Source organism: Streptomyces sp. NPDC058812 (assembly GCF_042744565.1).
Lineage (GTDB): Bacteria > Actinomycetota > Actinomycetes > Streptomycetales > Streptomycetaceae > Streptomyces > Streptomyces thinghirensis.
Genome location: NZ_JBHYOB010000026.1, coordinates 49556 through 73118, shown reverse-complemented (window position 1 = coordinate 73118; position 23563 = coordinate 49556). Strand labels below are relative to the sequence as shown.

The 23563-nt window shown below is 72.9% G+C and carries 27 protein-coding genes; 12 read left to right on the top strand and 15 right to left on the bottom strand.

Annotated elements, in window-relative coordinates; genetic code table 11:
- Positions 1-150: 150 nt before the first annotated feature.
- The 4 genes from ACFW48_RS35115 to ACFW48_RS35100 form a co-directional block, all read right to left on the bottom strand.
- Positions 151-525: a hypothetical protein gene (locus tag ACFW48_RS35115; RefSeq protein WP_386322181.1), complete on the bottom strand. Its 375-nt coding sequence runs from the start codon at positions 523-525 to the stop codon at positions 151-153.
- Between the two features lie 63 nt (positions 526-588).
- Positions 589-1122: a roadblock/LC7 domain-containing protein gene (locus ACFW48_RS35110; RefSeq protein WP_386322179.1), complete on the bottom strand. Its 534-nt coding sequence runs from the start codon at positions 1120-1122 to the stop codon at positions 589-591.
- Positions 1123-1160: 38 nt separating this feature from the next.
- Entirely contained in the window at positions 1161-1946 is a 786-nt protein-coding gene (locus ACFW48_RS35105; RefSeq protein ID WP_386322177.1) for a hypothetical protein, read from the bottom strand.
- Complete coding sequence (locus ACFW48_RS35100) at positions 1943-2365, bottom strand: hypothetical protein (RefSeq protein WP_386322175.1); 423 nt, start codon at positions 2363-2365, stop codon at positions 1943-1945. Before ACFW48_RS35100 ends, ACFW48_RS35105 begins: the two co-directional genes overlap by 4 nt.
- 343 nt (positions 2366-2708) lie before the next feature.
- Between ACFW48_RS35100 and ACFW48_RS35095 the strand changes: the two genes are divergently transcribed.
- Positions 2709-3767, top strand: a complete 1059-nt coding sequence (locus ACFW48_RS35095) for a YihY/virulence factor BrkB family protein (protein WP_386322173.1) — start codon at positions 2709-2711, stop codon at positions 3765-3767.
- On the opposite strand, the gene ACFW48_RS35090 is transcribed toward ACFW48_RS35095, so the two are convergent.
- Positions 3768-4550, bottom strand: a complete 783-nt coding sequence (locus ACFW48_RS35090) for an SDR family NAD(P)-dependent oxidoreductase (RefSeq protein WP_386322171.1) — start codon at positions 4548-4550, stop codon at positions 3768-3770. It lies immediately after the preceding gene.
- A gap of 200 nt (positions 4551-4750) precedes the next feature.
- On the opposite strand from ACFW48_RS35090, the gene ACFW48_RS35085 reads away from it, so the two are divergent.
- The 4 genes from ACFW48_RS35085 (at position 4751) to ACFW48_RS35070 (ending at position 10081) form a co-directional block, all read left to right on the top strand.
- Positions 4751-5908 carry a hypothetical protein gene (locus tag ACFW48_RS35085; RefSeq protein ID WP_386322169.1) on the top strand — a complete coding sequence of 386 codons (1158 nt, stop codon included), beginning with the start codon at positions 4751-4753 and terminating at the stop codon, positions 5906-5908.
- A gap of 465 nt (positions 5909-6373) precedes the next feature.
- Positions 6374-6937 (top strand): (2Fe-2S)-binding protein, encoded by a 564-nt coding sequence (locus ACFW48_RS35080; RefSeq protein ID WP_386322187.1) that lies wholly within the window; start codon positions 6374-6376, stop codon positions 6935-6937.
- The gene (locus ACFW48_RS35075; RefSeq protein ID WP_386322167.1) at positions 6934-7926 is read left to right on the top strand and encodes an FAD binding domain-containing protein; all 993 of its coding nucleotides are present in this window, start codon (positions 6934-6936) and stop codon (positions 7924-7926) included. Before ACFW48_RS35080 ends, ACFW48_RS35075 begins: the two co-directional genes overlap by 4 nt.
- A 25-nt stretch (positions 7927-7951) precedes the next feature.
- Entirely contained in the window at positions 7952-10081 is a 2130-nt protein-coding gene (locus ACFW48_RS35070) for a xanthine dehydrogenase family protein molybdopterin-binding subunit (RefSeq protein WP_386322165.1), read from the top strand.
- Between the two features lie 66 nt (positions 10082-10147).
- Here ACFW48_RS35070 and ACFW48_RS35065 read toward each other — a convergent pair whose 3' ends face one another.
- The gene (locus ACFW48_RS35065; protein WP_386322163.1) at positions 10148-11572 is read right to left on the bottom strand and encodes a hypothetical protein; all 1425 of its coding nucleotides are present in this window, start codon (positions 11570-11572) and stop codon (positions 10148-10150) included.
- Between the two features lie 219 nt (positions 11573-11791).
- Between ACFW48_RS35065 and ACFW48_RS35060 the strand changes: the two genes are divergently transcribed.
- The 3 genes from ACFW48_RS35060 (at position 11792) to tgmB (ending at position 13434) form a co-directional block, all read left to right on the top strand.
- On the top strand, positions 11792-12115 hold the full coding sequence (locus ACFW48_RS35060; RefSeq protein WP_386322161.1) for a YkvA family protein: 324 nt from the start codon (positions 11792-11794) through the stop codon (positions 12113-12115).
- Positions 12116-12233: 118 nt separating this feature from the next.
- Positions 12234-12425, top strand: coding sequence for a putative ATP-grasp-modified RiPP (gene tgmA / locus ACFW48_RS35055; protein ID WP_386322159.1), 192 nt, complete (start codon positions 12234-12236; stop codon positions 12423-12425).
- Between the two features lie 16 nt (positions 12426-12441).
- The gene (gene tgmB / locus ACFW48_RS35050) at positions 12442-13434 is read left to right on the top strand and encodes an ATP-grasp ribosomal peptide maturase (RefSeq protein WP_386322157.1); all 993 of its coding nucleotides are present in this window, start codon (positions 12442-12444) and stop codon (positions 13432-13434) included.
- A gap of 27 nt (positions 13435-13461) precedes the next feature.
- Here tgmB and ACFW48_RS35045 read toward each other — a convergent pair whose 3' ends face one another.
- Positions 13462-13677, bottom strand: coding sequence for a hypothetical protein (locus ACFW48_RS35045; RefSeq protein WP_210958264.1), 216 nt, complete (start codon positions 13675-13677; stop codon positions 13462-13464).
- A 136-nt stretch (positions 13678-13813) separates the two neighbouring features.
- Positions 13814-14299 carry a hypothetical protein gene (locus tag ACFW48_RS35040; RefSeq protein ID WP_386322155.1) on the bottom strand — a complete coding sequence of 162 codons (486 nt, stop codon included), beginning with the start codon at positions 14297-14299 and terminating at the stop codon, positions 13814-13816.
- Between the two features lie 202 nt (positions 14300-14501).
- On the opposite strand from ACFW48_RS35040, the gene ACFW48_RS35035 reads away from it, so the two are divergent.
- Positions 14502-15470 (top strand): GlxA family transcriptional regulator, encoded by a 969-nt coding sequence (locus ACFW48_RS35035; RefSeq protein ID WP_386322153.1) that lies wholly within the window; start codon positions 14502-14504, stop codon positions 15468-15470.
- 61 nt (positions 15471-15531) lie between these two features.
- On the opposite strand, the gene ACFW48_RS35030 is transcribed toward ACFW48_RS35035, so the two are convergent.
- The 3 genes from ACFW48_RS35030 to ACFW48_RS35020 form a co-directional block, all read right to left on the bottom strand.
- Positions 15532-15795 carry a DUF5133 domain-containing protein gene (locus ACFW48_RS35030; RefSeq protein WP_193776080.1) on the bottom strand — a complete coding sequence of 88 codons (264 nt, stop codon included), beginning with the start codon at positions 15793-15795 and terminating at the stop codon, positions 15532-15534.
- 187 nt (positions 15796-15982) lie between these two features.
- A complete protein-coding gene (locus ACFW48_RS35025) occupies positions 15983-16828 on the bottom strand; it encodes an NAD(P)H-binding protein (protein ID WP_386322151.1) in 846 nt (281 codons plus the stop codon).
- On the bottom strand, positions 16825-17268 hold the full coding sequence (locus ACFW48_RS35020; RefSeq protein ID WP_386322149.1) for a nuclear transport factor 2 family protein: 444 nt from the start codon (positions 17266-17268) through the stop codon (positions 16825-16827). The genes ACFW48_RS35025 and ACFW48_RS35020 overlap by 4 nt, the downstream gene beginning before the upstream one ends.
- A gap of 170 nt (positions 17269-17438) precedes the next feature.
- Between ACFW48_RS35020 and ACFW48_RS35015 the strand changes: the two genes are divergently transcribed.
- On the top strand, positions 17439-18032 hold the full coding sequence (locus ACFW48_RS35015; protein WP_386322148.1) for a TetR/AcrR family transcriptional regulator: 594 nt from the start codon (positions 17439-17441) through the stop codon (positions 18030-18032).
- 28 nt (positions 18033-18060) lie between these two features.
- Here the strand turns inward: ACFW48_RS35015 and ACFW48_RS35010 are convergent, their stop codons facing one another.
- The 3 genes from ACFW48_RS35010 to ACFW48_RS35000 form a co-directional block, all read right to left on the bottom strand.
- Complete coding sequence (locus tag ACFW48_RS35010; protein WP_386322146.1) at positions 18061-19830, bottom strand: ABC transporter ATP-binding protein; 1770 nt, start codon at positions 19828-19830, stop codon at positions 18061-18063.
- 186 nt (positions 19831-20016) lie between these two features.
- On the bottom strand, positions 20017-20565 hold the full coding sequence (locus ACFW48_RS35005; protein ID WP_386322144.1) for a hypothetical protein: 549 nt from the start codon (positions 20563-20565) through the stop codon (positions 20017-20019).
- Positions 20566-20593: 28 nt separating this feature from the next.
- Positions 20594-20992, bottom strand: a complete 399-nt coding sequence (locus ACFW48_RS35000; RefSeq protein ID WP_386322142.1) for an ATP-binding protein — start codon at positions 20990-20992, stop codon at positions 20594-20596.
- Between the two features lie 360 nt (positions 20993-21352).
- On the opposite strand from ACFW48_RS35000, the gene ACFW48_RS34995 reads away from it, so the two are divergent.
- Both ACFW48_RS34995 and ACFW48_RS34990 read left to right on the top strand, forming a co-directional pair.
- Positions 21353-21580, top strand: a complete 228-nt coding sequence (locus ACFW48_RS34995) for a DUF397 domain-containing protein (protein WP_114531800.1) — start codon at positions 21353-21355, stop codon at positions 21578-21580.
- A gap of 142 nt (positions 21581-21722) precedes the next feature.
- Positions 21723-22643 carry a helix-turn-helix domain-containing protein gene (locus tag ACFW48_RS34990; protein WP_386322140.1) on the top strand — a complete coding sequence of 307 codons (921 nt, stop codon included), beginning with the start codon at positions 21723-21725 and terminating at the stop codon, positions 22641-22643.
- Between the two features lie 77 nt (positions 22644-22720).
- Here ACFW48_RS34990 and ACFW48_RS34985 read toward each other — a convergent pair whose 3' ends face one another.
- Positions 22721-23539, bottom strand: coding sequence for an SAM-dependent methyltransferase (locus ACFW48_RS34985; protein WP_386322139.1), 819 nt, complete (start codon positions 23537-23539; stop codon positions 22721-22723).
- Between the last annotated feature and the right edge of the window lie 24 nt (positions 23540-23563).

The following is a 23563-nucleotide window of genomic DNA, read 5'->3' as shown; positions in this document are numbered from 1 at the left end:
CAACCCCCCCCCCCCCCGACCCTGGTGGTGTGTGTTTTTGGGGGTTTTTTTTTATTACACCACCCCCCCCGGGGGGGGGGGGGCCCCCCGCGGGGGGGGGGGGGGGGGCCCCCCCCCCCCCCCCCGCGACCGGTGGAGGTACTGCCGGGGTCAGACCTCCAGCTCGTTCTCGATCCGGCGCAGTTGGTGGCGGGCCATCGCCAGGTTGGCGCGGCTCGCGTCGAGCACCAGATAGAGGAACAGCCCGTTGCCGCCACGGCCCTTGAGCAGGCGGATCATGTGGTACTGGGTGTTCAGGGTGATCAGGATGTCCTCGATCTCCTCCTTCAGACCGAGGTGCTCCATGGTGCGCAGCTTGGACCGCACGACGTCGGTGTTGCCGGCCGCGGCGACCTCCAGGTTGAAGTCCTTGCCGCCGCCCAGCGTGCCGAGGGCCATCCCGCTGGTGTAGTCGACGAGCGCGGCCGCGCTCGCTCCGTCGATCGAGCTGAGGCATTCCTTGAGCGAGGTCTCCAGGTTGGCCATGCGTGGGTTCCTTTCCGGACGTGATCGGTGCGTATTCGGTGGTGAACGGCAGTAATCGGTTGATCAGGTCGGCCGGCGTCGGCCGCCGGCCTGGGGGCTCGGTTGATGTGCCGGCCGCGGCGGGGTGCGCACCGGCAGGGTGCCGATGGGGCGGGCCGTTTCCCCGGCGGGGGTCGCGACGTGCTCGACGGCTTCCGCGGCCGGGGAACGGCCCCGGTCCTGGCCGATGTGGGCGACGACCAGCTCCCCGATCCGGGCGCCGCTGCGCCGGCCCTCCAGGTGCAGCCGGCCCACGTTGACCCGACCGTCGGAGAGCAGCGTGAGCACGGCGGCCGGACCGGCCGCGTAGGTGGCGACGTAGCCGTCGGCCCCGCGCAGCAGCAGCTCGCGGAACCCGCCGCGCGCCGTGGCGTCGGCCATGCGGTGCGCGACGCCGAGGGCGGCGGCGGTGAGCGCGGCGAGGCCCTCGGGTTCGGTGCCCGGTGCGTCGTGGGCCAGCACGAGCCCGTCGACGGTGGCCGCTAGCGATCCGGTCAACTGGGGTACGCGGTTGCGCAGTCGGTGCAGTTCGTCCAGGACGTCGCTCTCGACGGCCATGAGCAGTCTCCTTTCGGCACGCTGTCGACGCGCGCGTATCACAGGGCCTCCAAGGCGTCTCGAAGCCGTCGCAGCAGGGCCGTGTCCGGGTCGTCCCACACCACGTCGCGGGGGCCCGGGCGCGGCGCGACGGGGGCGGGAGCCGGCGGCGCTGCGGTGACGAGGCCGTCGGCGGCCAGGCGGCGCAGTTCGACGAGGGTGTGGTACGTGCGGCAGGCGAGCGCCGAGGCGATCTCCGCCGCGGTGCGGACGCCGTCGACCTGGGTGAGGGTCCGGCTGCGCCGCACCGGCAGGGCTGCCGCACCCGCGTCGGGCACCCGCGTGAGGGGGACGGTGTCGATGTCGGGGTCCGGCCAGATGCGGTCCAGCAGGGCACGCCTGCGTCCGCACTCGCGGACGACGACGTCCACCGGTACGGACCGGACCGCGCCGAGCCAGTGCACCGCGCCGGGCCGGAAGCGGTGTGCGCGCATGTCGTGGGCGAGGACGAAGTACGCGGCGTCGAACAGCGCGCCCAGGTGGCAGACCTCCAGCGCCCCGGCGGCGAGTCGGCCGCTGTGCACGAGCCGGTGTCCGACCCGGGCTTGCCTGCCGTCGCGGTCGACCGCGTCCCACCAGCCGTCGGGCGCGACGGCGCCGCTGCGGGTGAGCAGCGCTCCGAGATCCGGGGTGAAGGCGGACTCCACGTGTACGACCTGGCCAGCCGCGAGGTAGACGATGCCCCGTTCGCCCGACAGGGCACCGGTCGCCCCTTCGGCCGCGAGTGCGCCGAGAGCCGCCGACGTCGTCTCGTGCGTGGTCCAGGTGGTCGTCACCCTGGTCATCCGAGCACCAGGCGATCCGCCATCTCGGACAGCCGGATGCGGGCCAGGGCGAGGTTTCCGCCGTCGCGGTCCAGCCACAGGTGGAGGAAGACGGTGCTGTCGAACGGCGTGCTGACGAACCTGAGCAGGTGGTAGGCGTCGGCGGTGGTGGCGATCAGGTCCTCGACCGGCGGTTCCTTGTCGGGCGCGACGGTGGGACCGGCGGCGTCGGCGGCGGACGCGTCCGCCACTGCCAGGGAGCCGCTCTCCGCGACGTGCCGGGCCAGTTCCGCGGTCTCCGCCGCGGTCGCCTCCCAGTCGCCGCCCGGCGCCTCGCCGACGGCGCCCAGGGCGAGCCCGCTGATCCAGTCGACCAGCGACGCGCCCCGTGCGCCGGGCAGCCGCATGGCTTCCAGCAGGCTCTCGTCGATTCCGGGCACGCCGGATCCCCTCTCCCCGCACGGCTGTACCGCGAACGTGACGCCGAGACTACGGAAAGTGCACGCATCTGGTGAGCGCTTTGGCATTTTCCAGAGGAACGTGCGCGCGCACCGGCATACTGCGCTATTTCGACCGTCCCAAGGCCTGTTTGGGCGAGGGGTGGCGCGGGCAGGCCCGCCCCTTCGCGGATGGCGGGCGGGACCTGTCCGCGCCGACCATTGTGAGGACGGCGCGCCGTCTTGGACCACGAGTGAACGACGCGGTTTCGGGTGGCGGCCGCACACCCGGCGCGCTTCCCGCGCACGGGGGCGTGGGTAGGCCGAGACGGGCAACCCGGGGCCCATGGCCCGACTGCATCTTCCCCGTCGCGGGAAGCACCCGAAGGACGACACCACGGACGAGACGGCGCCCAAGGACTACGGTCCGGGCTCCTCCACCGAGCGCGCCGCTCCCGACTCCCCCACCGAGCTGCCGAAACGCTCGTGGTCCTCGCTGCTGCGGCGCGTGGTCGCCGAGTTCAAGGACGACGAGCTGACCGACCGCGCCGCAGCTCTCACCTACTACGGGATTCTGTCGCTGTTCCCGGCCCTGCTCGTACTGGTCTCCCTGCTGGGGATCGCCGGGCAGTCCGTCACCCAGGAGGTGCTCGACAACATCCAGAAGCTGGCGCCCGGGGCCGCACGGGACGTCATCACCAACGCGGTGGAGCAGTTGCAGGCCAAGGCCGGTCTGGGCTCCGTGCTGGCGGTGGTCGGCCTGGTCGGTGCCGTCTGGTCGGCGTCCGGCTATGTGGCCGCGTTCATCCGCTCGGCCAACGCGGTCTACGACATGCCCGAAGGGCGCCCGGTGTGGAAGGTGCTGCCGTTGCGGGTGGCCCTGACCGTGGTGCTGCTGGTGCTCGCCGTGGTCAGCGCGCTGATCGTCGTGTTCACCGGCGGGCTGGCCCAGCAGCTGGGCACCGCGCTCGGCGTCGGCGACACCGCTCTGACGGTGTGGTCGATCGCCAAGTGGCCGGTGCTGGTCGTACTCGTCACGTTCATGATCGCGATCCTGTACTGGGCCACCCCGAACGCCCGGGTCAAGGGCTTCAAGTGGATTTCGCCGGGCAGCGTCGTCGCCCTGCTGATCTGGCTGGTCGCCTCGGCCGGCTTCGCGTTCTACGTGGCCAATTTCGGCTCGTACAACAAGACGTACGGCACTCTGGCCGGTGTCATCATCTTCCTGGTGTGGCTGTGGGTGACGAACCTGGCCATTCTGCTCGGCCTCGAGTTCGACGCCGAACTGGCCCGGCAGCGTGTCATCGACGGCGGCCACCCGCCCGACGACGAGCCGTACGTGGAGCCGCGCGACACCCGGGCCTGGGACGATACGGACCGGCGGCGCGCGGCACCGGGGGAGTGACTACGGGAGGATCGAGTCGACGTACCCTCCGTCGACGCGGACGGCCGCGCCGGTCGTGGCGGACGCCTGGGGCGAGCTCAGGTACACCACGAGGTTGGCGATCTCCTCGGGCTCGATCAGCCGCTGGAGCAGCGACTGCGGGCGGTGCTCGCGCATGAAGGCGCGCTGTGCCTCGTCCCAGGGCAGCTCGCGGTCGACCAGCTGGTACACGAAGTCCTCGACGCCCTCGGTGTGGGTGGGCCCGGCGATGACGGAGTTCACCGTGACGCCGCTGCCCGCCGCCTCCTTGGCGAAGCCGCGGCTCACCGCGAGCAGTGCCGTTTTGGAAACCCCGTAGTGGATCATCTCGGCCGGGACGACGACGGCCGAGTCACTCGCGATGTACAGCACCCGGCCCCAGCCGCGTTCCCTCATCCGGGGGAGATGGGCGCGCGTCAGCCTGACGCCCGCGAGGACGTTGATCTCGAAGTAGCGGCGCCACTCGTCGTCGCTGATCTCCAGCGCGGGCACCGCGCCGAACACGCCGAGGTTGTTCACGTCGGGCAGCGTCTCCGAGGCCCGCTCCGCGCCCTCCGCGGTGCCGAGGTCGGCCGCGACCGGCACGAACGCCCCGTCCGGCACCTCGGCGCGCAGTTTCCCGACGCTCTCCTCCAGGCGGCCGGCGTCGCGTCCGTTGACGCCCACGGTGGCGCCGGCCCGGGCCAGCCCGGCGGCGATCGCCGCTCCGATGCCCTGCGAGGAGCCGGTCACCAGCGCGGTTCGTCCGCCGAGGTCGAGGTTCATCGGTCGCTCCTTCTCGTGCCGTACGGTCGGTCGCCGTGCTCCTGTCCACCCTCGCCCATGGCGCACCTCGTACGCCGCCCACCGCACCGCGAACGGTGCCGCGACCCGCCCGCCCGGCGGACCCCCGGGTGCTCTCCGCTGACCTGCGGCGACGATACTTGCGTGTGTCCGTGCCCCCGCTTCTGCCTCCCGATGGACTCATGCCGACCTCTGCCACCGCCCGCCCCACGACTCCGCCCACGGTGTGGCCCGCTCGCGGCCGCCACGTCGGATCCGCGGCGGAGGACACCGTCCGGCACACCCTGCAGCGGCTGAAGGACAGCCGCGTCATCGACGACTTCCTGGAACTGCCCGCCGAGGAGCAGCCGGACGACGAGGCCACCGGCCGCCGGATCTTCGAGGCGCGCTGGAAGGCCGCGGGGGCCGTCACCGTGCGGGCCAGACTGCTCCTGGCGCCCGGTTCGGCCGGCGGGCAGGAGTGGACCCTGCTCGCGGAGGCCGAGGAGGCCTGGGACAACGCCTGGCCCTCCCCCGCCACGATGTTCTGGCCCGACGACCCGGACGTCACCTGGGACCGCGACGCCGCCACAGGACTGCGGCTGCGGGGCATCAACACCCTGCCCGACGATGACAAGACCCTGCGCCGCCTGCTCAAGGAGGCCGGGCGCAGCCCGTGGAACATCCACGTCGTCGTGCACGAGGCGATGACCCCCGACCATCGCGGCCGGGTGCCGCTGGCGGACCGGTTGCCTCCCGGCCTGCGGCACCGCGTGGTCGAGCACCGCGCCGCGCCGCAGCAACTTCGGGTGGTCAACTGGGCCCTGGAGGACTTCGGCGTCCAGGTGCCGCGCGGCGGCGCCGTGGTGCTGCCCGGCATCCCGGCCCCGTCCGGTTACGACGCCCCGGACTTCTCCGTCCGCACCGTCTTCCTGGACGGCTCCGAGCCCACCGCCCTGATCGCGGCGGTGACGTCCTTCGCCGCGCTGCCGAGGCCGCTGCCGGACGGCGCGGAGGAGGCCCTCACCGCGCTGCGGGAGGACTGGCGACTGCTGACCATGGCAGAGGAACTGGACCGCGAACGCAAGCTGGTGGCCATGTACGCCGAGGCACTGGAGGCCATGACGCAGTCCCGGGACCTGTACCGGGAGGCGGCCGAACGCGCGGCCGAGGCCCTGGCGGCGTACCGGGAGTCCGCCGCGACCGCCCCCGCCGGCCCCCCGCCTGCCGAGGCTCCCCAGGGGTCGCCGCTGCGGAGTCTGACCCGCACGCTGGAACGGTTCAGAGGCTCGGGCCGGACACCGCGTGCCGAGGCCGACCACCGGGACACCACCCGGCCGCCCGCCGGACGCGACGACTGACCGCCGCCGGGCCCGGCGACCGACGACGACCGGACCGCCGGCCGGCCGAGGCTGCGCCCGGTCGGAGCGGGACGCGGTCCGTTGTCGGGGCCCAGGGCGCGCGCCCTTCGCTCTCGGTGAGCGGTGAGTGGTGGGCGCCGGGCGTCGGGCGTCGCGCGTCGGCGCGGGCGTGGCGCTCGTCGCTCCGGCCCATCGGGACCGGGCGGCCCGGGAGGCCGTCGAGGGCGGCGCGGACCGCGCTCGGCCTCGCCCCCGAGGGGCGGACGACTGCCCGCCGGGGCCTTGCGGGCGTCCCGCGTCACGTGGGCCGGACGTGTGCGGTCCTCGGGGCCGTGGTCATGGCGCCACCCCGGGGCCGGCCCGGCGGCGGCTCGCCGACTGAGGGCACCCTCACGTGTCAGCCGGCCCGACGTGGATACGCGGACGGCACAGCAGCACGGCCCGTCCCGGAAGGTCATCGACGCCATGGACAGCCAGCACGAGGGCACCGCCCCCGCTCCCCCACCTCAGACGTCCCGATCGGAGACCACGCTCCGCGTCAACGGCAAACCGCACACTCTCAGCGTCGACCACCGCCGGATCCTGCTGGACCTTCTGAGGGAGGATCTCGGGCTCACGGGCGCCAAGAAGGGCTGCGACCACGGGCAGTGCGGCGCCTGCACGGTCCTGGTGGACGGGCGGCGGGTCAACAGCTGCCTGCTGTTCGCCGTCGCCCTGGACGGCTGCGAGATCACCACCGTGGAGGGCCTCGCCGGGGACGGGGAGGAACTGCATCCGATGCAGCGGGCGTTCCTGGAGCGCGACGCCTTCCAGTGCGGGTACTGCACGCCGGGCCAGATCTGCTCGGCGGTCGGCGTGCTCGCCGAGGCCGCGGCCGGACACCCGTCCCACGTCACCGACCCGGCGACACCCTCCGGTGAGCCCGTTCCGCTGGTCCGGGAAGAGATCCGCGAGCGGCTGAGCGGAAACATCTGCCGGTGCGGTGCGTATCCGCGCATCGCCGACGCCGTCGAGGACGTGATCCCGTGAAGCCCTTCGCCTACGTACGGGCCGGCAGCGTCGAGGAGGCCACCGACGCGTTCGCCGCCCACCCCGGCGCCCGCTACCTCGGCGGCGGCACCAACCTGGTCGACCTGATGAAGCTCGGCGTGGAGACGCCCGCCGCGCTCGTCGACGTCACCCGCCTCCCGCTGGACGCGGTGGAGGAACTGTCCGACGGTGCGCTGCGGGTCGGCGCGATGGTGCGCAACAGCGACCTCGCGGCCCACCCCGCCGTCCGCGACCGCTACCCCGCGCTGTCCCAGGCCCTGCTGGCGGGCGCCTCGGGACAGCTGCGCAACGCCGCCACCACGGGCGGCAACCTGCTGCAGCGCACCCGCTGCCCCTACTTCCAGGACCTGTCCAAGCCCTGCAACAAGCGGGAGCCCGGCACCGGCTGCGGCGCGCTGGAGGGCGTGCACCGCGACCACGCGGTGCTCGGCCACTCCGAGCAGTGCATCGCCACCCACCCCTCGGACATGGCGGTGGCGCTCGCCGCCCTGGACGCGCGCGTGGAGCTGCACGGCCCCGAGGGAACGCGCAGTGTGCCCGCCGCCGACTTCCACCGGCTGCCGGGCCTGCACCCGGAGCGGGACACGGAGATACACCCCGGCGAGCTGATCACCTCAGTGGTGCTGCCGTCCGCCACAGCCGGGCTGCCCTCGGCGTACCGCAAGGCCCGCGACCGGGCGTCGTACGCCTTCGCCCTGGCCTCCGTCGCCGCCGTGCTGCACCTGGAGGACGGCGTGGTGGAACGCGCCGGGATCGCCTTCGGGGCGCTGGCGCACCGGCCCTGGCGGGCGCGGCGGGCCGAGGACGCGCTGGTGGGCGCGGCGCCCACCACGGCGGCGTTCGAGCACGCCGTCGACCTGGAGCTGGCCGCCGCCGAGCCGCTGCGGGACAACGCCTACAAGGTGCCGCTGGCCCGCCGGCTGGCCCTGGACGTACTGGGCCGGCTCGCCCCGCCGGCCACGACCTGAACCCGGCGTCCACGAGGAGGACTCCATGACCGGCACCGAGACCGTCCTGGGCGCTCCAGTCGAGCGCCGGGAGGGGCGGGAGAAGGTCACCGGCACCGCCCGGTACGCCGCCGAGTACACAGCCCACGGCCGCGCCCAGGCCTGGCCCGTCCCGGCGGCGGTCGCGCGGGGACGGGTGACCGGCGTCGACCCCGCCCCCGCACTCGCCATGCCCGGCGTACTCGCGGTGCTCACGCACGAGAACGCGCCCCGGCTCGGGGACCCGGACGACCCCACCCTGGCCCTGCTGCAGAGCCCGCACGTCCCGCACCGGGGCTGGTTCGTCGGCCTGGTGGTGGCCGAGACGCTGGAGGCGGCGCGGGCCGGTGCCGCCGCCGTCCGTGTCACGTACGAGGCCGAGGACCACGACGTGACCCTCACCGCCTCGCACCCGGAGGCGTACGTCCCCGAGTCGGCCAACGGCGGCTTCCCGGCCGTCACCGGATACGGCGACCCCGAGGGCGCCTTCGCCTCGTCGGCGACGCGCGTCGACGTCGAGTACCGGATACCGCCGCTGCACAACCACCCGATGGAGCCGCACACCAGCACGGCGCGGTGGGACGGCGACCGGCTGACCGTGCACTCCTCCAGCCAGGGCACCAGCGCCGTGCGCACGGAACTCGCCCGGATGTTCGAGGTGCCCGAGGACCGGATCACGGTGCTCGCCGAGCACGTGGGCGGCGGCTTCGGGTCGAAGGGCACGCCCCGCCCCGACGTGGTGCTGGCCGCGATGGCGGCGCGCGAGACCGGCAGGCCGGTCACCGTCGCGCTGCCGCGCCGCTACCTGCCCGCCGTCGTGGGCCACCGCGCGCCGACCCTGCACCGGCTGCGCCTCGGCGCCGACGCAGGCGGCCGGCTCACCTCCCTCACGCACGAGGTGACGACGCACACCTCCCGGGTGAAGGAGTTCGTGGAACAGGCGGCGGTCCCGGCGCGCGTCATGTACGCCGCCCCCGCCCTGCGCACGCTCCACCGAGTGGTGCGGCTCGATGTGCCCACGCCGTCCTGGATGCGCGCCCCCGGCGAGTGCCCCGGCATGTACGCGCTGGAGTCCGCGGTGGACGAACTGGCCGTCGAACTCGGCATGGACCCGGTGGAGCTGCGGATCCGCAACGAGCCGGAGACCGAGCCCGACAGCGGCAAGCCGTTCAGCAGCAGGCATCTGGTGGAGTGCCTGCGCGAGGGTGCCCGCCGATTCGGGTGGGAGGGCCGCGATCCGCGCCCGCGTTCCAGCGGTGCCGGACCGCTGCTCATCGGCAGCGGGGTGGCCGCGGCCACGTATCCAGTCCTGGTCTCGCCGTGCGCGGCGTCCGCGCGGGCCCTGCCCGACGGCGGTTTCCTGGTGCGCGTCAACGCGACCGACATCGGCACGGGCGCCCGGACGGTCTGCGCCCAGGTCGCGGCCGACGCCCTCGGCGTCCCGCTGGACCGGGTCCGTATCGAGGTCGCCGACAGCGACATCGGTTTCGCGCCGATGGCCGGCGGCTCCTCGGGCACCGCCTCCTGGGGGTGGGCCGTGCACGAGGCGTGCGTGCGGCTGACCGGCCGGCTGGCCGAGCACTCGGGGCCGCTGCCCGGCGAGGGCATCGCGGCCGACGCCGACACCTCCGGTACCGCCGACGCCGAGAGCCCCTACGCACGCCACGCGTTCGGCGCGCACTTCGCCGAGGTGAGCGTGGACACGGTCACCGGGGAGGTACGCGTGACGCGGCTCCTCGGCGTCTTCGCGGCGGGGCGCGTCCTCAACGCCCGTACGGCCCGCTCTCAGTTCATCGGGGGCATGACGATGGGCCTGGGCATGGCGCTGACCGAGGACAGCACGGTGGACCCGGCGTTCGGCGACTTCACCGAGTCCGACCTGGCCTCGTACCACGTGCCCGCGCACGCGGACGTGGCGGCGGTGGAGGCGCACTGGGTCGACGAGGAGGACGCCCACCTCAACCCCATGGGCAGCAAGGGGATCGGCGAGATCGGTATCGTCGGCTCGGCCGCGGCCATCGGCAACGCGGTCCACCACGCCACGGGCATCCGCTTCCGGGAACTCCCGCTCACCCCGGACCGGGTGCTCACCGGCCTGCTCGAACACGGGCATCCCGCAGGCATGCTGGGAACGTGAGCGCGGCACGTGGTCCGCGCCGGATGTCCGGGGCGGACCACGTGCCGCGTGAGGCGGGCCGGGCGGTCAGTCCGCGGCGCGGCTCGCTCCGGCCATCGGGCGGGCCGACCAGCGCCTTGCGGGCGCCTGCGAGGCCACCCGTACGCACAGCGCCACGAGCGCGACCAGCGACGCCAGTACGGCGACCGCGACGGCGATCCAGGTGGGCGCCAGGGTGAGGTCCACCGCCGGGGACACCCGGGCCGACGGGGTCACGCTGCCGTAGAGCTTGGCCGCGGCCAGCGCCGCCGGTCCCACGACCGCCGCGGCGAGCAGCGGCACGGCGGGCCGCACGGTGAGCAGCAGGGCCAGCACCAGGCAGAGCGCCGACAGGCCGAGGGCGACCCCGTAGGCGCGGGCGGAGGCGTCGCCCTGGTGCAGCGGGAAGTAGGCCACGCCGCACCCGGCCAGGGCGGCGACGGTGAGCCAGGTCGGCCAGGCCGCTCCCCGGGCGGACCGGCGCGCCGCGCGGTCGCGGTCACGGGACGCGCGGTCCCGGTCGTGCGACTCGGGGTCCTGCTCGCGCTCGCGCGACGCGCGCTCCTGGTCCCGGTCACGTCCCCGGCGGCCCAGGCGCGGTGTCCTGCGGCGTTCGCGACCGCGGCGGTCCGCGGCGGCGAAGGCGCCGGCCGGTCCGGCCGGACGGTCGTCGGGGCCCGGTTCGCCGTCGTCGCCGGTCCCGTCCAGTGCCGCCCGCAGGTGCCGGGCGTCGGGGCGGTCCGGGCGTACCCGCCCGTCCTCGGCCAGCCGGCCGATCAGCTCGACCAGTTCCTCGACGGGCCGGCCGGTGGCGGCGGCCCGTACGGCCTCCTGGCCGCAGTGCGGCTCCAGGGGTGTGCGGTGCAGCAGTTCCATCAGCCGGGTGACGTCCTCGACCGAACGGCACTCCGCCGCGGCCCGGATCGCCTCGTCCGCGCTGTCCGAATGGCGCGGGGGCCGGGTCAGCAGGCCGACCAGCCGGGTGACGTCCTCCACGGAGCGGTTCACGCCGACCGCGCGCAGGGCGTCGATCGTGGCCTGCGCGTACTGGGGGGACCGCTCCAGCATGGTGATCAGGTCGACGACCTCCTCCAGCGGCCGGTCGGCCACGGCGGCACGCACCAGGTCGCCGACGGGATCGCCGTACTCGCGCACCGCTCCGTCGTGGGTGGCGGGATCCTGGGCGAAGGGCTCCTGGACGAAGGGCTCCTGCGGGACGGGTGCGGGTTCGTGAGGGGGGGGTGCTGGTTCCTGGAGGACGGACGGCTGGGGTGCGGACGGCTGGGGTGCGGGCGACTGAGGAGCGGGCGAACGGGCGGCCGAGGGGTGGACGGTTGACGCATCGGCGTCGGCTTGCGCGGCCGGCGGACGCACCGGGTGCGTGCCGGTGGCCGTGGTCGTCTCCCCGGTGGGCAGGTCCACGGCGGATATGGCGTACTCGGGCGAACGAGGTGATGAAGAGCCGGTAGTCATGATCTCTCCGTGTGGTGGGGGTGCGGCCGCCCTGCGTCCCCGACATGCGACTCGCGCTCTGTGCTGACCATTACTAAGCACGTCCACCGCACCGTGCCACTGGAGTGGGCCACAGGGATGAGAGACCCTCGCGTGCGGACTTGTCGCCGCCCCGAGCGGGAATCCGGGGAGAGAAGGCGTGTGCCGCGCAGCACGAGCACGCACCATGAGGAGGGGCGGGTGGATACGACCACAGTGGTGATCGTCGCGGCGGTGTCGCTCGCGGCGGTCGTCCTCGCGACGGCGGTCGGCGTCCTGGTGCGGCTGGTCCGCACCCGACGGGATCTCAGACGGGCCGGACTCCCCACCGGTCCGAGGTGGGTCTTCTGGGGCGCCGTCCTCTACTTGGTACTGCCGACCGACCTGGTGCCCGATCCCGTCTACCTGGACGACATCGGTGTACTGCTGCTCGCTCTGCGCTCGGCGCGCGGCTCTCTCGCCGGGCGGCGGGGCGCCGCGGACCGACGGGAAGGCGCCGGCCCGCCTCATGACTACGCTGCGTAAGGAAACCAATCACCCGTTCGATTCGTATAAGTCTCTGGAAGCCGAAGGCAGTCGGCGGACCAGGCGACGGCTCAAGGAACCATCGCCTGCTCGGCGCAGCACCGACCAGGGAGAGACGATGAAACCGTTCGCCCTCAACTACGCACGTCCGGCGGTGGAGTTGGAAGTCACGACTCCGTACGTCTACGACTCCGGGCTGCAGTTGAACGTACTTCGGGACGGGCGGGCGGCCGCCTGTGACCACGCACTGCTGAGAGAACTGGGGACCACGACCTCCACCGCGGGGTCGAAGACTCACTTCGACGACTGAACACGGGCCGTCGAGAATGACCGTCTTGATCCTGACCTGTGAAGAGGACGTCACCGCGGACATGGTGGTCGTGCACCTGAACGCGTCGGGAGTCCCGGTGGTCCGCCTGGACCCCGCCGATCTGACCGACTCCGTCGCGCTCTCCGGTGAGTTCGTGCACGGCTCCTTCCGGGGCCATCTGTCCTCGGGGGGCCGTCTGGTGAGCATCGGCGGACTGCGGTCCGTCTGGGTGCGCAGGCCGGGCGGCGCGGCCACGCGGGCCGCCGAGCCCTCCGCGTGGCTGACCGAGGAGTCCGGGCAGGCGCTCTACGGCATGCTCCGCGGCTCTGGGGCGCGCTGGATGAACCAGCCCGACGCGGCGCACCGGGCCCGGTACAAGCCCTGGCAGCTGCGTCTCGCCCAGCAGTGCGGGCTGCCCGTGCCGGCCACGCTGATCACGACGTTTCCACGGGCGGCACGCGAGTTCGCCGAGCGCTACCCGGACCTGGTGGTCAAGCCCGTCTCGGGCGCCCATCCGCAGGACCCGCCCCTGGCGGTGCCGACCAGCAGGGTTCCGCCCGAGGCCGACTTCTCCGCCGTCGCCCACGGCCCGACCCTGCTGCAGCGCCGGGTCGCCAAGCGCGCCGACGTCCGCCTCACGGTCGTCGGCGACGAGTTGCTGGCCGCGCGGAAGACGACCCTCGCGGGCTCGGACCCCGACGAGGTGGACGTCCGCTTCACGGCGTCCGCCGAGCCGTGGCGGCCCACCGAGGTGCCGCCGCGCGTCGCCGAGTCGGTCCGCGCCTACCTCCGCACGGCGGGACTGGCCTACGGTGCCCTCGACTTCGCCGAGGACGGCGACGGAACCTGGTGGTTCCTGGAGTGCAACCAGTCGGGGCAGTTCGGCTTCGTCGAGGTGGACACGGGCCAGCCGATCGCCCGCACCATCGCCGAGTGGCTGGCCCGGCCCGGGCCCGGGCCCGAGGACCCGGTGGACGCGGGCGGCCCCGGCACGTCGGTCGTCGGGTGAGGTGCGACGCGCCCGCGTGGCCGGCCCTCAGTGCGGGCGTGGGCCGGGCAGCAGGGCGGTGCGTTGCCAGCCGGCGCCCGGGGACGGCTGCCGTTCGGCGCCGGGCAGGTGGCCGGGTGAGCGCAGCGGGCGCATGACAACCTCCAGCTCCCTGCTCACACGCTCGGCGTCCCGCCGCACCTGCTCGGGGACGTCACCGCGTTCGGCGACGAGTCGGTCGTAGATGGGGGAATCCTGGAACACCCGTCAACGCGCCTTTCGTGTCGTCCGCCTCCGTACGGAGGCGCGACTGAGCAGTCTAGGTCCTGTCGTCAAATTCCCGCCGTTCGCCCGGAGGGCGGGCCGGTGGTGCGCATTCCACCCACGAGGTGACGGCGGCTCACGCGCCGGTCGTGGAGCCGGGCCGGACGATCATGAGGACCGTGACCGTGGCCCACAGCAGGTTGAACAGGCCGGTGAACATGGCGAGCCGGGCGGTACGGGCGCGCTCGACGGGCTGCCGGTCGGTCAGCTGCTCCAGGAGTTCCTCCTGGCGGGGCAGGACGAAGGCGATCAGGAGGCCGGCGGCGGCCGCGGTGAGCGTGATGGACGTGATGAGCCACGCGTCCCCCAGGACACCCATCGCCGCGGCGGTGGCGAAGCCGAGGACCGGCACCGCGATGCCGAGGCCGGCGTAGACCCGGCAGATGCGGTGCAGCAACCGGACGGTGCCCACGTCCCCGGCGTCGGTTCCGCCCCCGGCCGCCGCGGGCACCGGCACCACCGCCCGTCGGGCGGCCGGCGGGAACATGCTGGCCGCGACGGTGACGGGCCCGATGGTGATGATGGCGGCCAGGACGTGGAGGGACAGCAGGATCTTGGTCATCGGTCGGGGCTCCGGAAGGCAGTTCGGTCGATGCGGTAGGAGTCACGCTAGAAAGACGGCGGGTGATCGCACAGAGGCTGAAACGACAGCTTCCAACGGAATCTCGCCAACGCCTTCACCAGGAGGGATCCGGCAGACAGGGCGCAGCGAGGGCTGTGCGCGGGGTTCTGCCCCCGGCGGGAATCCGCCTATCGTGGCGGCCATGCACTCGGTGGCGATCCTGGTCCTCGACGACGTGGTGCCGTTCGACATGGCGGCGCCCATGCAGGCGTTCGACTGGACGCGACTGCCCGACGGGCGCAGCCCGTACCGGGTCCGACTGTGCGCGGAGTCGCCCGAGGTGCGCACGGACGGGCTCGCCCTCCGTATCGACCGGGGCCTGGAGGCGCTGGAGTCCGCCGACACGATCATCGTGCCGGGCCGCTCCGAGGAGCACGGTCCGCCCTCGGAACACGTGCTCGCGGCGCTGCGGCGGGCGGCCGGTGCCGGAACGCGGATCGCGTCGGTGTGCGTGGGCGCCTTCGTCCTCGCGGAGGCCGGGCTGCTGGACGGGCTGCGGGCCACCACCCACTGGATCGCCGCGGCGGAACTGGCCCGCCGCTACCCGCGCGTGGAGGTGCGGCCGGACGTGCTCTACGTCGACAACGGGCAGATCCTCACCTCTGCGGGCGCCGCCGCCGGTCTGGACATGTGCCTGCACATGATCCGCCGCGATCTGGGTTCGGCCGTCGCCGCGCACGCCGCCCGGATGTGTGTCGTACCGCTGGAGCGGGAGGGCGGCCAGGCCCAGTTCATCGTGCACGAGCACCCGCCCGTGCCGCGGGGCTCGGACCTGGAGCCGCTGCTGGAGTGGATCGAGGACAACCTGGCCGGGGAGGTCACCCTCGGCGCGATGGCGGCGCGCGCGGGCATGAGCGAACGCACCTTCAGCCGGCGGTTCCGGGAACAGACCGGCACCACACCGCTGCAGTGGCTGCTGCGGGCGCGGGTGCGGCGTGCCCAGTACCTGCTGGAGAACGGCGACCACTCGATCGAACGGATCGCGCGACAGGCCGGGTTCGGCTCCCCCACTGCCTTCCGGGAACGGTTCCGCCGGGTGGTCGGCACCACTCCGTACGCCTATCGCGCGGCGTTCCACGGGAAGCCGGCCGCGCCGGCGGGCCCCGCGTAGGGCCCGCCTCGCGGATCGTCCCGGCGCTTTCGGTCCGAGGCGGGCCCCTGACGTGACGGTGTCACACGGCCAGCGACAGGCCGCTCTCCCCGTCGGGGTCCGCCGCGCGGACGGCGTCCGGAGCCCGTCCCTTGGCGAGCAGCAGCGCGTCCGCCTTGGCCACCGCGTCGTGAATGCTGGTCGTCGCCGTCATCACGCACAGCGTGTAGCTGACGTCCGCCAGCTCCCGCGCCGTCGCCGGCCTTGCCCTCTCCGCCTGAGCGATCCGCAGTGCCGCGTACCGCGTCAGCAACTCCCTGACGACCTTCGGGTCCGGTTCGAGCACGAAGCGCCCCTCTCTCGAGTTTCGCTGCGTATGCCCGAACCCGGCCGAAGCAATCACACCGTGCGTGCCCCTGCTCGCAATTGACGAGAATCCATCGCTTCGTGTCCGACCATCATCGCGAGTGGGCGACGACTTGGTCGAAAAGGGGACTGAACGAGCTTGGGCGCCCCGCCCGTTCGCACGTCACTCACCGCGCACCGAGCTCCCGCTCCAGCACCTCCCGAAACCCGTGCGGCGGACGGCCGGTGACGCGCCGAACGGTGTCGGTGGTGCGGTCCTCGGCCCCCAGGGCGATGGCGCGGTCCATGTCGGCCAGCATCGCGGCGAACTCCGGCGGCACCATTGTCGCCAGGCGGTCGCGCAACTGCTCGTGGGTCAGGCGCCGGTGGACCACGGGTCGGCCGCCGGCCCGGGTGAGGATCGCGGCGATGTCGTCGTAGTCGAGGGCCTCGGGACCGGTGAGGATCAGGTCCTCACGGGGGGCGTGGTCGTCGGTGAGGGCGCGCACGGCGACGGCGGCGATGTCGTCGGCGTCGACGAAGCCCACGCGGCCGCTCCCGGCGGCGGTCAGGATGGTGCCGTCCTCCCGGACGCTGACGGCGTGGGCGTGGCTACCGGTGAAGTTCTGCATGAACCAGGAGGGCCGCAGCACCGCCCACTCCTCGAACAGGCCGGGGAGCGCGCGGTGCACCGCGCCCACCGCCGGGCCGCCCTCGGGGACGGCCGAGGAGCTGAGCAGCACCGCACGCCGCACGCCCGCGGCACGGGCCCTTCGCAGGAAGGGCAGCATGACCGCGGCCGGGTCCGAGTCACCCGGCGGCGGAACGAGGTAGACGCGGTCGGCGCCGTCGAGCGCCGCGTCGTGCGTGGCGGTGTCGTGCCAGTCGAAACGGACCGGTTCCGCGCCCGGCAGCGGGGTCGCGCGCCGGCTCGCGGCCTTCACACGGTGGCCCGCGGCGATCAGTTGGCCGGCGGTGCGGCTGCCCGTCGTGCCGGTGGCTCCGACGACCAGCGTGGTCCCGGTGGCGGTCATCGGCCGCTCCCGGTGAAGTCGGTGCCGGGTTCCTGGAGGGCGAGCGGGTTCCAGTAGTCGCGATAGGAGGTGAACCGCCCGTCCTCGACGGTCACGACGGCGATGTACGTCATGTCGAAGGGCGCGCCGGTCTTCACCACCCGGCCCACGCCGCGCATCTCCACCACGACGGTCCGCGGGTCGGTGGTCTCGTGGATCCGCAGGCCGGGGAAGTCGTGCAGGTCGATGTGGTCGGGATAGGGGCGCATGTAGGCGGCGACGGCCTCCCTGCCCTCCAGCCGCCGGGGCCGGCCCTCGGGGGCGAAGGGGAATTCCATGACTCCGTCGTCGGCCCACAGGCCGACCCAGGCGTCGATGTCCTTGTTCAGCAGCAGCCCCAGGCCGTGGCGGTACAGGTCCGCCGCCGGGGCGGGCACGGTGGGTGGGGTGGGCGTGGGCATGAGTGGGTGCTCCTCGTCGCATAGAATGCGGACCGCAAGTCCGCTTCAAACGATACGGACCGGTGGTCCGCTTTGCAACACGCCCTTCGGTCCACCGACGCGCACCGCCGGCCACCCACATGCACCGACACACACCCGACACCCACCGAGCCTGCGACGGAGGAGACCCCGTGACCGAGCGCAAGCCCCGCAAGGACGCGGCCCGCAACCGGGCGGCCGTGCTCGCGGCCGCCGACACCCTGTTCGTCCGCTGCGAGCACCCGGACGACGTGACCATGGCGGACGTCGCGGCGGCGGCCGGCGTCGGCAAGGGGACGCTCTTCCGGGCCTTCGGCGACCGGACCGGACTGATCAAGGCGCTGTACGAGGCACGGCTGGAGCCGATCGAGGAGGCCGTCACGACGGGGCCGCCACCGCTGGGCCCCGGCGCTCCCCCGCCGCAGCGCGTCCCCGCCGTGCTCGACGCGCTCCTGTGCTTCAAACTCGACAACCGCCGCCTCGCGCTGGCCCTGGAGGGCGCCGGCAGCGACAGTCCCTACGGGGCGGAGCACTACGGACGCTGGCACACCCTCCTGCGCACCATGCTGGAGCAGGTTCCCGGCCTCGCCGACGGCGACTTCGCCGCCCACGCGCTGCTCGCCGCCGTCCGGGCCGACCTGGTCGAGCACCTGGCCGGCCCGGAGGGCGTGCCGCCCGAGCGGATGCGGGCCCAACTGGCGGACTTCACCGGCCAGGTACTGGGCGCCGCCCCGGCCGGGGCCTGACGTCCGGGCACGGACCGCCGGGCCCCGGTCAGGCGGCCTGGCCGCTGTGCAGTGCCGCGTACGCCCCTCCCCTGCCCAGCAGTTCCTCGTGGGTTCCGGCCTCCTGGATCCGGCCCTCACCCATCACCACGATCCGGTCCGCGCCCCGCACGGTGGACAGCCGGTGCGCGACGACGAACGTGGTGCGCCCGCGCAGGAGCCTGGCCAGCGCCTGCTGGACGAGCGCCTCCGAGCGGGTGTCCAGCGCCGAGGTGGCCTCGTCCAGGATGAGCACCCTGGGGTCCCGGATCAGGGCGCGGGCGATGGCCAGGCGCTGGCGCTGGCCACCGGAGAGCCGTGCCCCGTGCTCCCCGACGAGGGTGTCGAGGCCCTGCGGCAGCCGGTCGACGAACTCCAGCGCGTTGGCGTCGCGCAGGGCCGCACGCACCGCCTCCTCGTCGGCGTCGTCCATGCCGTAGGCGACGTTCTCCCGGATCGTGCCGTCGAAGAGGATGGACTCCTGCGGCACCACCGAGACGAAGCGCCGATACGTGCGCAGGTCGAGGGTGTTCATGTCGGTGCCGTCGAGCAGCAGCCGGCCCGCGGTCGGCCGCAGGAAGCCGATGACCAGGTTGAGGACGGTGGACTTGCCGGCGCCGGACGCGCCCACCAGCGCGATGGTCTCGCCGGGTCGGACCGCGAGCGTGAAGTCGCTGACCGCGGGCCGCCCGTCGCTCTCGTAGAGGTGCCCGACGCCCTCGAAGGTGACGGCGCCGCGCAGCGCGGTGAGCTCCGCCTTCCCCTCGTTGTCCTCCAGTTCGGGGGCCTGGAGCACCTCGCCGACCGAACGGACGGACTCCAGGCCCTTCGTGATGACCGGCGCCAGCCCTGCCAACGTTGTCGTGGAGTTGGTGAGGGTGGTCAGGAAGGCGCTGAGCATGACGACGTCGCCGGCGGAGACGCCCCAGACGTCGTGGTACGAGATCAGCGCGGCGCCCGCGAGGACCAGTACGCCGACCACGTTGAGCACGACCCAGGACAGCGAGCCGAAGCGGCCGTTGACCAGGTCCAGGCGGTTGCCGGAGGTCAGCAGGCGGTCCAGGGTGCCGTCCATGCGGCGCAGCGCCTTGCCCTCCAGTCCGTGGGCGCGGGTGACCGGAATGAGCCGGGTCATCTCCGTGACCCTGGAGGACAGGGTCTCGACCTCGTGGCGGAAGTGCTCGTTGTGGCTGCGCAGCCGGGCGCGGAGCCGGGCCACGAGGAGGGAGGCGGCGGGTACGACGACGAGGAAGACCGGCAGGAACTCCGGCGTGCGCACGGCGATGATGACCAGGCCGCCGGTGAGGACGGTGAACGCGCCCAGCCCCGTCTCCGCGGTCTGCTGCACCATCTGCTCCACCGTCTCCACGTCCCGGACCACCTTGGCCTGGAGGACGCCGGCGCTGACGCGCGAGTGGTAGCCGATGGAGAGCTGCTGCATGCGGGTGCACAGCGCGGAACGCAGGGCGGTGCCCATGCGGCGCACGCTGCCGTACAGGAGACGGACGTACAGCAGGTGCAGTGGGTAGTTGACCACCAGGATGAACATGATGATCCCGGTACTGGTCCACAGATCGCCGATCGGTCCGTGCTGGACGACGGTGTCGATGATCGACGCGGTGATGAGGGGCAGCAGCCAGACGGGACTGTGCTTGACGGTGAAGACCGCGACCGCCCCCGCCAGACGGCGGCGGTCGGCGCGGAACAGGTAGACGAGCGTGCGTATCGGGTGTTCGCCCCGATAGCGGTGATCGAGTGGCTTTTCGGGCGGCGACGCCATCGGCGTGGTCCTCCTGGTGACCGAGTGGGGCAAGCGCTTTCATTCCGCGCTTTCCTACCCCCTCGGCGAGGAGTACGCCACACCGTTCCGAAGGCCGGAACGCCCGTACGCCCGTACGCCCGTGCGTCGATGCGTCGATGCGCCAGAAGGAGACCCGCGCCTTCTCCCCCGTGGAGGGCGCGGGTCTCAGTCCCCGAGTGTGCGGGCCAGTTCGGTCGTGGCCCGTGCGATCTCGCTGTCGCCCTCGGCCAGCAGCCGCTCCAGGCCGTCCCGCCGGGCGCGGACGGCCTGCCGCGCCGCGCGCTCCCATGCCACGGGGTTCTCCCGGTGGTTGAGCAGCTTGGGGTAGGCGGTGGCGGTGGTCTCCCACTGGCGGGCGTCGGCGATGTTCTTGAGCAGCTGGATGATCTGCGCCCGGCAGCTCACCTGGGGCCGCTGTGCCAGTTCCCACAGGAAGGGGACGGTCGCGGCGGTGGCCTGTTCGACGACGAAGCCGTACTGGCAGATGCGTTTCCGCAGATCGCCGAGGGCGGCACGGGCGGTCTCGGCGTCCCCCAGGGCGACCTTGCGCAGCAGACGGGGAATGGCCGCGGCGGAGCCGCTGGAGTCCTGGATCTCGCTCCACGGCACGCCGTCCAGCCCCGCGAGGGGGCCGGCGGCCCGGGGCGAGCCGGGCGGCTGCGTCTGACGGTCGGTGCGCCGGATACTCGGCTCGGGTTTCGGAGCGCTGCGCATGGTGTGGGGCCCTTCCGCGGCAGTCGGGTCAGGTGAGGGGGCGGGTCGACAACTTGACCCAGACGGTCTTGCCCGCCGGAGGCCTCGGGGTCCAGCCCCACTCCTCCGCGAGGGCGTCGATGATGCACAGGCCGCGTCCGTGCTCCTGGAGTGCGGAGATTCCGGACGGGTCGAACACGGGCGCGTTGTCCCCGGGATCGGAGACGGTCAGCGTCAGGTGGTCGGAGTCCAGGGCGAGTCCCAGCCTGACCTCGGGCGCGCCGGCCGCCACCGACGGCACCGCGTGCCTCACGGCGTTGGAGACGAGCTCGGTGATCACGAGGACCGCGTCGTCGGCGTGCCGGTCCAGCGACCAGCCGCTCAACGTGTCCCGCGTGAAGACCCGGGCCCGGGCGAACCCCTCCCCGCTGCACGCGATGCGCAGCACCGCGGAAGCGGGTCGGCCACCTGCGGCGTGGTGCTTCGCGTGGGGAGCGGGGAACGGCCACTCGCCCCGGCCTGCGGCCGGCGGCGCCGCGCGCGGACGCTCTCCGAACCGGCTCGCGGGGCCTGCCTCCGACACGGGTTCGCCGGGCGACCGGAGCGCTGGATGCACAGGTGACGACACGGCATCTCCCTGATGCGACGTCAGAATCGGGCGTCGACCGAGGGGTTGACGCCACGGCTATTATCCACGCAGACAGCGCTCGCGTGCAATTGCACGAGAAATTGCGCGAAAAAAATCGGATGGGAGCGCACGGGGACCGACGGGACTCGGTCCGCTCCCCCGAACGGCAAGGAGACCGCGGTGCCACCAGTGCGCAACGGAGTGCAGGCCAGCCTGTTGGACGCCTGCTGGAAGAAGAGTCGGCACAGCAACGCCGAGGGCAACTGCGTCGAGGTCGCCCTCGTGGACGGAGGCATCGCGATGCGCAACTCCCGTGATCCGGACGGCCCCGCGCTCGTCTACACCTCCGCGGAGGTGGCCGCCTTCCTGGCCGGGGCCAAGGAGGGCGAGTTCGACCACCTGCTGTGAAGCGGGGCCGGGAGCGGCCGGCGACGCGGGCGGCCATCGTGAAGCGGAGGCCAACTACCCGTTTTCCACGGGCTGATGCGGCAGGCACATGCGGGATGAGATAGTGTGGTTTCTCAAGTCTGCCGGTCTGCTGGGAGTCAGGATGTCCGCCGCATCGCATCGCCTCTCCCGTCTCGAACCCTATCTGGACCGGGCCGAGCCGGCTCCGACTCTGCTGAAGATGCTTGTCGGTGTTCAGCTGGCGGGCTTCCGCGAGGACGCAGGCCTGTCCCAGGAACAGGCGGCACGCGACATCGGGTTCAGCCCGGCGAAGCTCTCCCGCATCGAGTCGGGCAAGGGCCGCAAACCTCCGACGGAGACGGACGTCCGCGCGATCCTGGAGCGGTACGGCACCGACGCCTACGAGGCCTCGGTACTGGTCAAGCTGTTGCAGCGTGCCGGCGAACCGGGCTGGTGGCAGCGGTACGACAAGCGCCTCATGCCCGAGTGGTTCGACCGTCTGGTCGGACTCCAGGAGGCCGCGGCGACCATCCGGACCTTCGAGATCCAGTACGTCCCCGGCCTGCTCCAGACCGCGGACTACACCCGGGCCGTGGTCGAGCGGGGCCTGCCGAACGCGCCTGCCGGTGAGGTCCAGCGGCGTGTCGAACTGCGTAAGCGCCGTGCGGAGTTGCTGCACCGCGGTGACGCGCCTCAGTTGTGGGCGATCATCGACGAGTCCGTGTTGCTGCGAGTACTGGGCAGCCGCGAAGTCATGCGTGAACAACTCGCGCACCTCGTCGAGATGGCCGGGCAGCCCCATGTGACGCTGCAGATCGTGCCGCTGGACGTGACGAACGCGTCGGCACCCGCGATCCCCATCACCTATCTGCGTTTCGGCGGCATCGACCTGCCCGACGTGGTCTACCTGGAGCACATCAAGAGCGCCAACTTCCTGGAGGACCGCGACGAGACCGAGGAGTACCGGGTCGCGCTGGACCGCCTGGCCGACGAGGCGCTCACTCCGCGCGAGTCACTGGAACTGCTGCGCGAGACGATGGCGCAGCGCTACGCCGAGAAGTAGCGACGCGAAGAAGTCGAGAAGTAGCGACGCGAAAGAGAAGGGCCGCACGCGTAGCGCGCGGCCCGGATGCTTCTCCGCTAGCGGATGCGGCCCAGACCGCCGAACTCGATCCACTCGTCGGTGAGCTGGCGCGGAGCCACCTCACTGTCCGGACGCCAGGTGGAGACCTCCACCAGGCCCGGCTCCAGGATGTCCATGCCCTCGAAGTAGGCCTCGACGTCCTTGGGCTCGCGGACCCGGCCCCAGTGCCCCTGCGTCGCCTGGTCCATGAAGGCCGTGACGGACTCCCGCACCTCGGCGTCGTCGCTGACCAGCTGGCACATCACGGCGTAGCTCCCGGGTACCAGCCGCTCGGTGACGCGGCGGATCACGGCCATCGGGCCGTCGGTGTCGCTGTCCGGGATGCAGTGGAAGACCGAGTTGAACAGCACGGCCACCGGCTGCGAGAAGTCGATCAGGCGCTGGGTGTCCGGGTGGGAGAAGATCTCCTCCGTCGAACGCATGTCGGCGTGGATGACGGCGGTCCGGTCGTTCTGGTCGAGCAGCGCACGGCCGTGTACCAGCACCATCGGGTCGTTGTCGACGTACACGACACGGGAGTCCGGGGCGACGCGCTGCGCGATCTGGTGGACGTTGTCCTGCGTGGGCAGGCCGGAGCCGTGGTCCAGGAACTGGCGGATGCCGTAGTCCTCCGCGAGGGTCCTGACGACCCGCTGCAGGAAGCGCCGGTTGTTCAGCGCGAGCCGACGGGTGCTGGGGACGACCTTGTCGAGTTCCGCGACCGCCGCCCGGTCGGCCGCGTAGTTGTCCTTGCCGCCGAGGTAGTAGTCGTACATACGTGCGGCCGTTGGCACGTTGGCGTCGATCTCCGTGGACAACTGCTTGTCGGCTTGCATCGTTCCCCCAGCTCTGTACCGCGC

What these genes read in the sequence shown, in the direction of transcription:
- ACFW48_RS35115 (WP_386322181.1), bottom strand. Translation starts at nt 525, where the DNA reads ATGGCCAACCTGGAGACCTCGCTCAAGGAATGCCTCAGCTCGATCGAC.
- ACFW48_RS35110 (WP_386322179.1), bottom strand. Translation starts at nt 1,122, where the DNA reads ATGGCCGTCGAGAGCGACGTCCTGGACGAACTGCACCGACTGCGCAAC.
- ACFW48_RS35105 (WP_386322177.1), bottom strand. Translation starts at nt 1,946, where the DNA reads ATGACCAGGGTGACGACCACCTGGACCACGCACGAGACGACGTCGGCG.
- ACFW48_RS35095 (WP_386322173.1), top strand. Translation starts at nt 2,709, where the DNA reads ATGGCCCGACTGCATCTTCCCCGTCGCGGGAAGCACCCGAAGGACGAC.
- ACFW48_RS35090 (WP_386322171.1), bottom strand. Translation starts at nt 4,550, where the DNA reads ATGAACCTCGACCTCGGCGGACGAACCGCGCTGGTGACCGGCTCCTCG.
- ACFW48_RS35085 (WP_386322169.1), top strand. Translation starts at nt 4,751, where the DNA reads ATGCCGACCTCTGCCACCGCCCGCCCCACGACTCCGCCCACGGTGTGG.
- ACFW48_RS35080 (WP_386322187.1), top strand. Translation starts at nt 6,374, where the DNA reads ATGGACAGCCAGCACGAGGGCACCGCCCCCGCTCCCCCACCTCAGACG.
- ACFW48_RS35070 (WP_386322165.1), top strand. Translation starts at nt 7,952, where the DNA reads ATGACCGGCACCGAGACCGTCCTGGGCGCTCCAGTCGAGCGCCGGGAG.
- ACFW48_RS35065 (WP_386322163.1), bottom strand. Translation starts at nt 11,572, where the DNA reads ATGACTACCGGCTCTTCATCACCTCGTTCGCCCGAGTACGCCATATCC.
- tgmA (WP_386322159.1), top strand. Translation starts at nt 12,234, where the DNA reads ATGAAACCGTTCGCCCTCAACTACGCACGTCCGGCGGTGGAGTTGGAA.
- tgmB (WP_386322157.1), top strand. Translation starts at nt 12,442, where the DNA reads ATGACCGTCTTGATCCTGACCTGTGAAGAGGACGTCACCGCGGACATG.
- ACFW48_RS35040 (WP_386322155.1), bottom strand. Translation starts at nt 14,299, where the DNA reads ATGACCAAGATCCTGCTGTCCCTCCACGTCCTGGCCGCCATCATCACC.
- ACFW48_RS35035 (WP_386322153.1), top strand. Translation starts at nt 14,502, where the DNA reads ATGCACTCGGTGGCGATCCTGGTCCTCGACGACGTGGTGCCGTTCGAC.
- ACFW48_RS35025 (WP_386322151.1), bottom strand. Translation starts at nt 16,828, where the DNA reads ATGACCGCCACCGGGACCACGCTGGTCGTCGGAGCCACCGGCACGACG.
- ACFW48_RS35020 (WP_386322149.1), bottom strand. Translation starts at nt 17,268, where the DNA reads ATGCCCACGCCCACCCCACCCACCGTGCCCGCCCCGGCGGCGGACCTG.
- ACFW48_RS35010 (WP_386322146.1), bottom strand. Translation starts at nt 19,830, where the DNA reads ATGGCGTCGCCGCCCGAAAAGCCACTCGATCACCGCTATCGGGGCGAA.
- ACFW48_RS35005 (WP_386322144.1), bottom strand. Translation starts at nt 20,565, where the DNA reads ATGCGCAGCGCTCCGAAACCCGAGCCGAGTATCCGGCGCACCGACCGT.
- ACFW48_RS34990 (WP_386322140.1), top strand. Translation starts at nt 21,723, where the DNA reads ATGTCCGCCGCATCGCATCGCCTCTCCCGTCTCGAACCCTATCTGGAC.
- ACFW48_RS34985 (WP_386322139.1), bottom strand. Translation starts at nt 23,539, where the DNA reads ATGCAAGCCGACAAGCAGTTGTCCACGGAGATCGACGCCAACGTGCCA.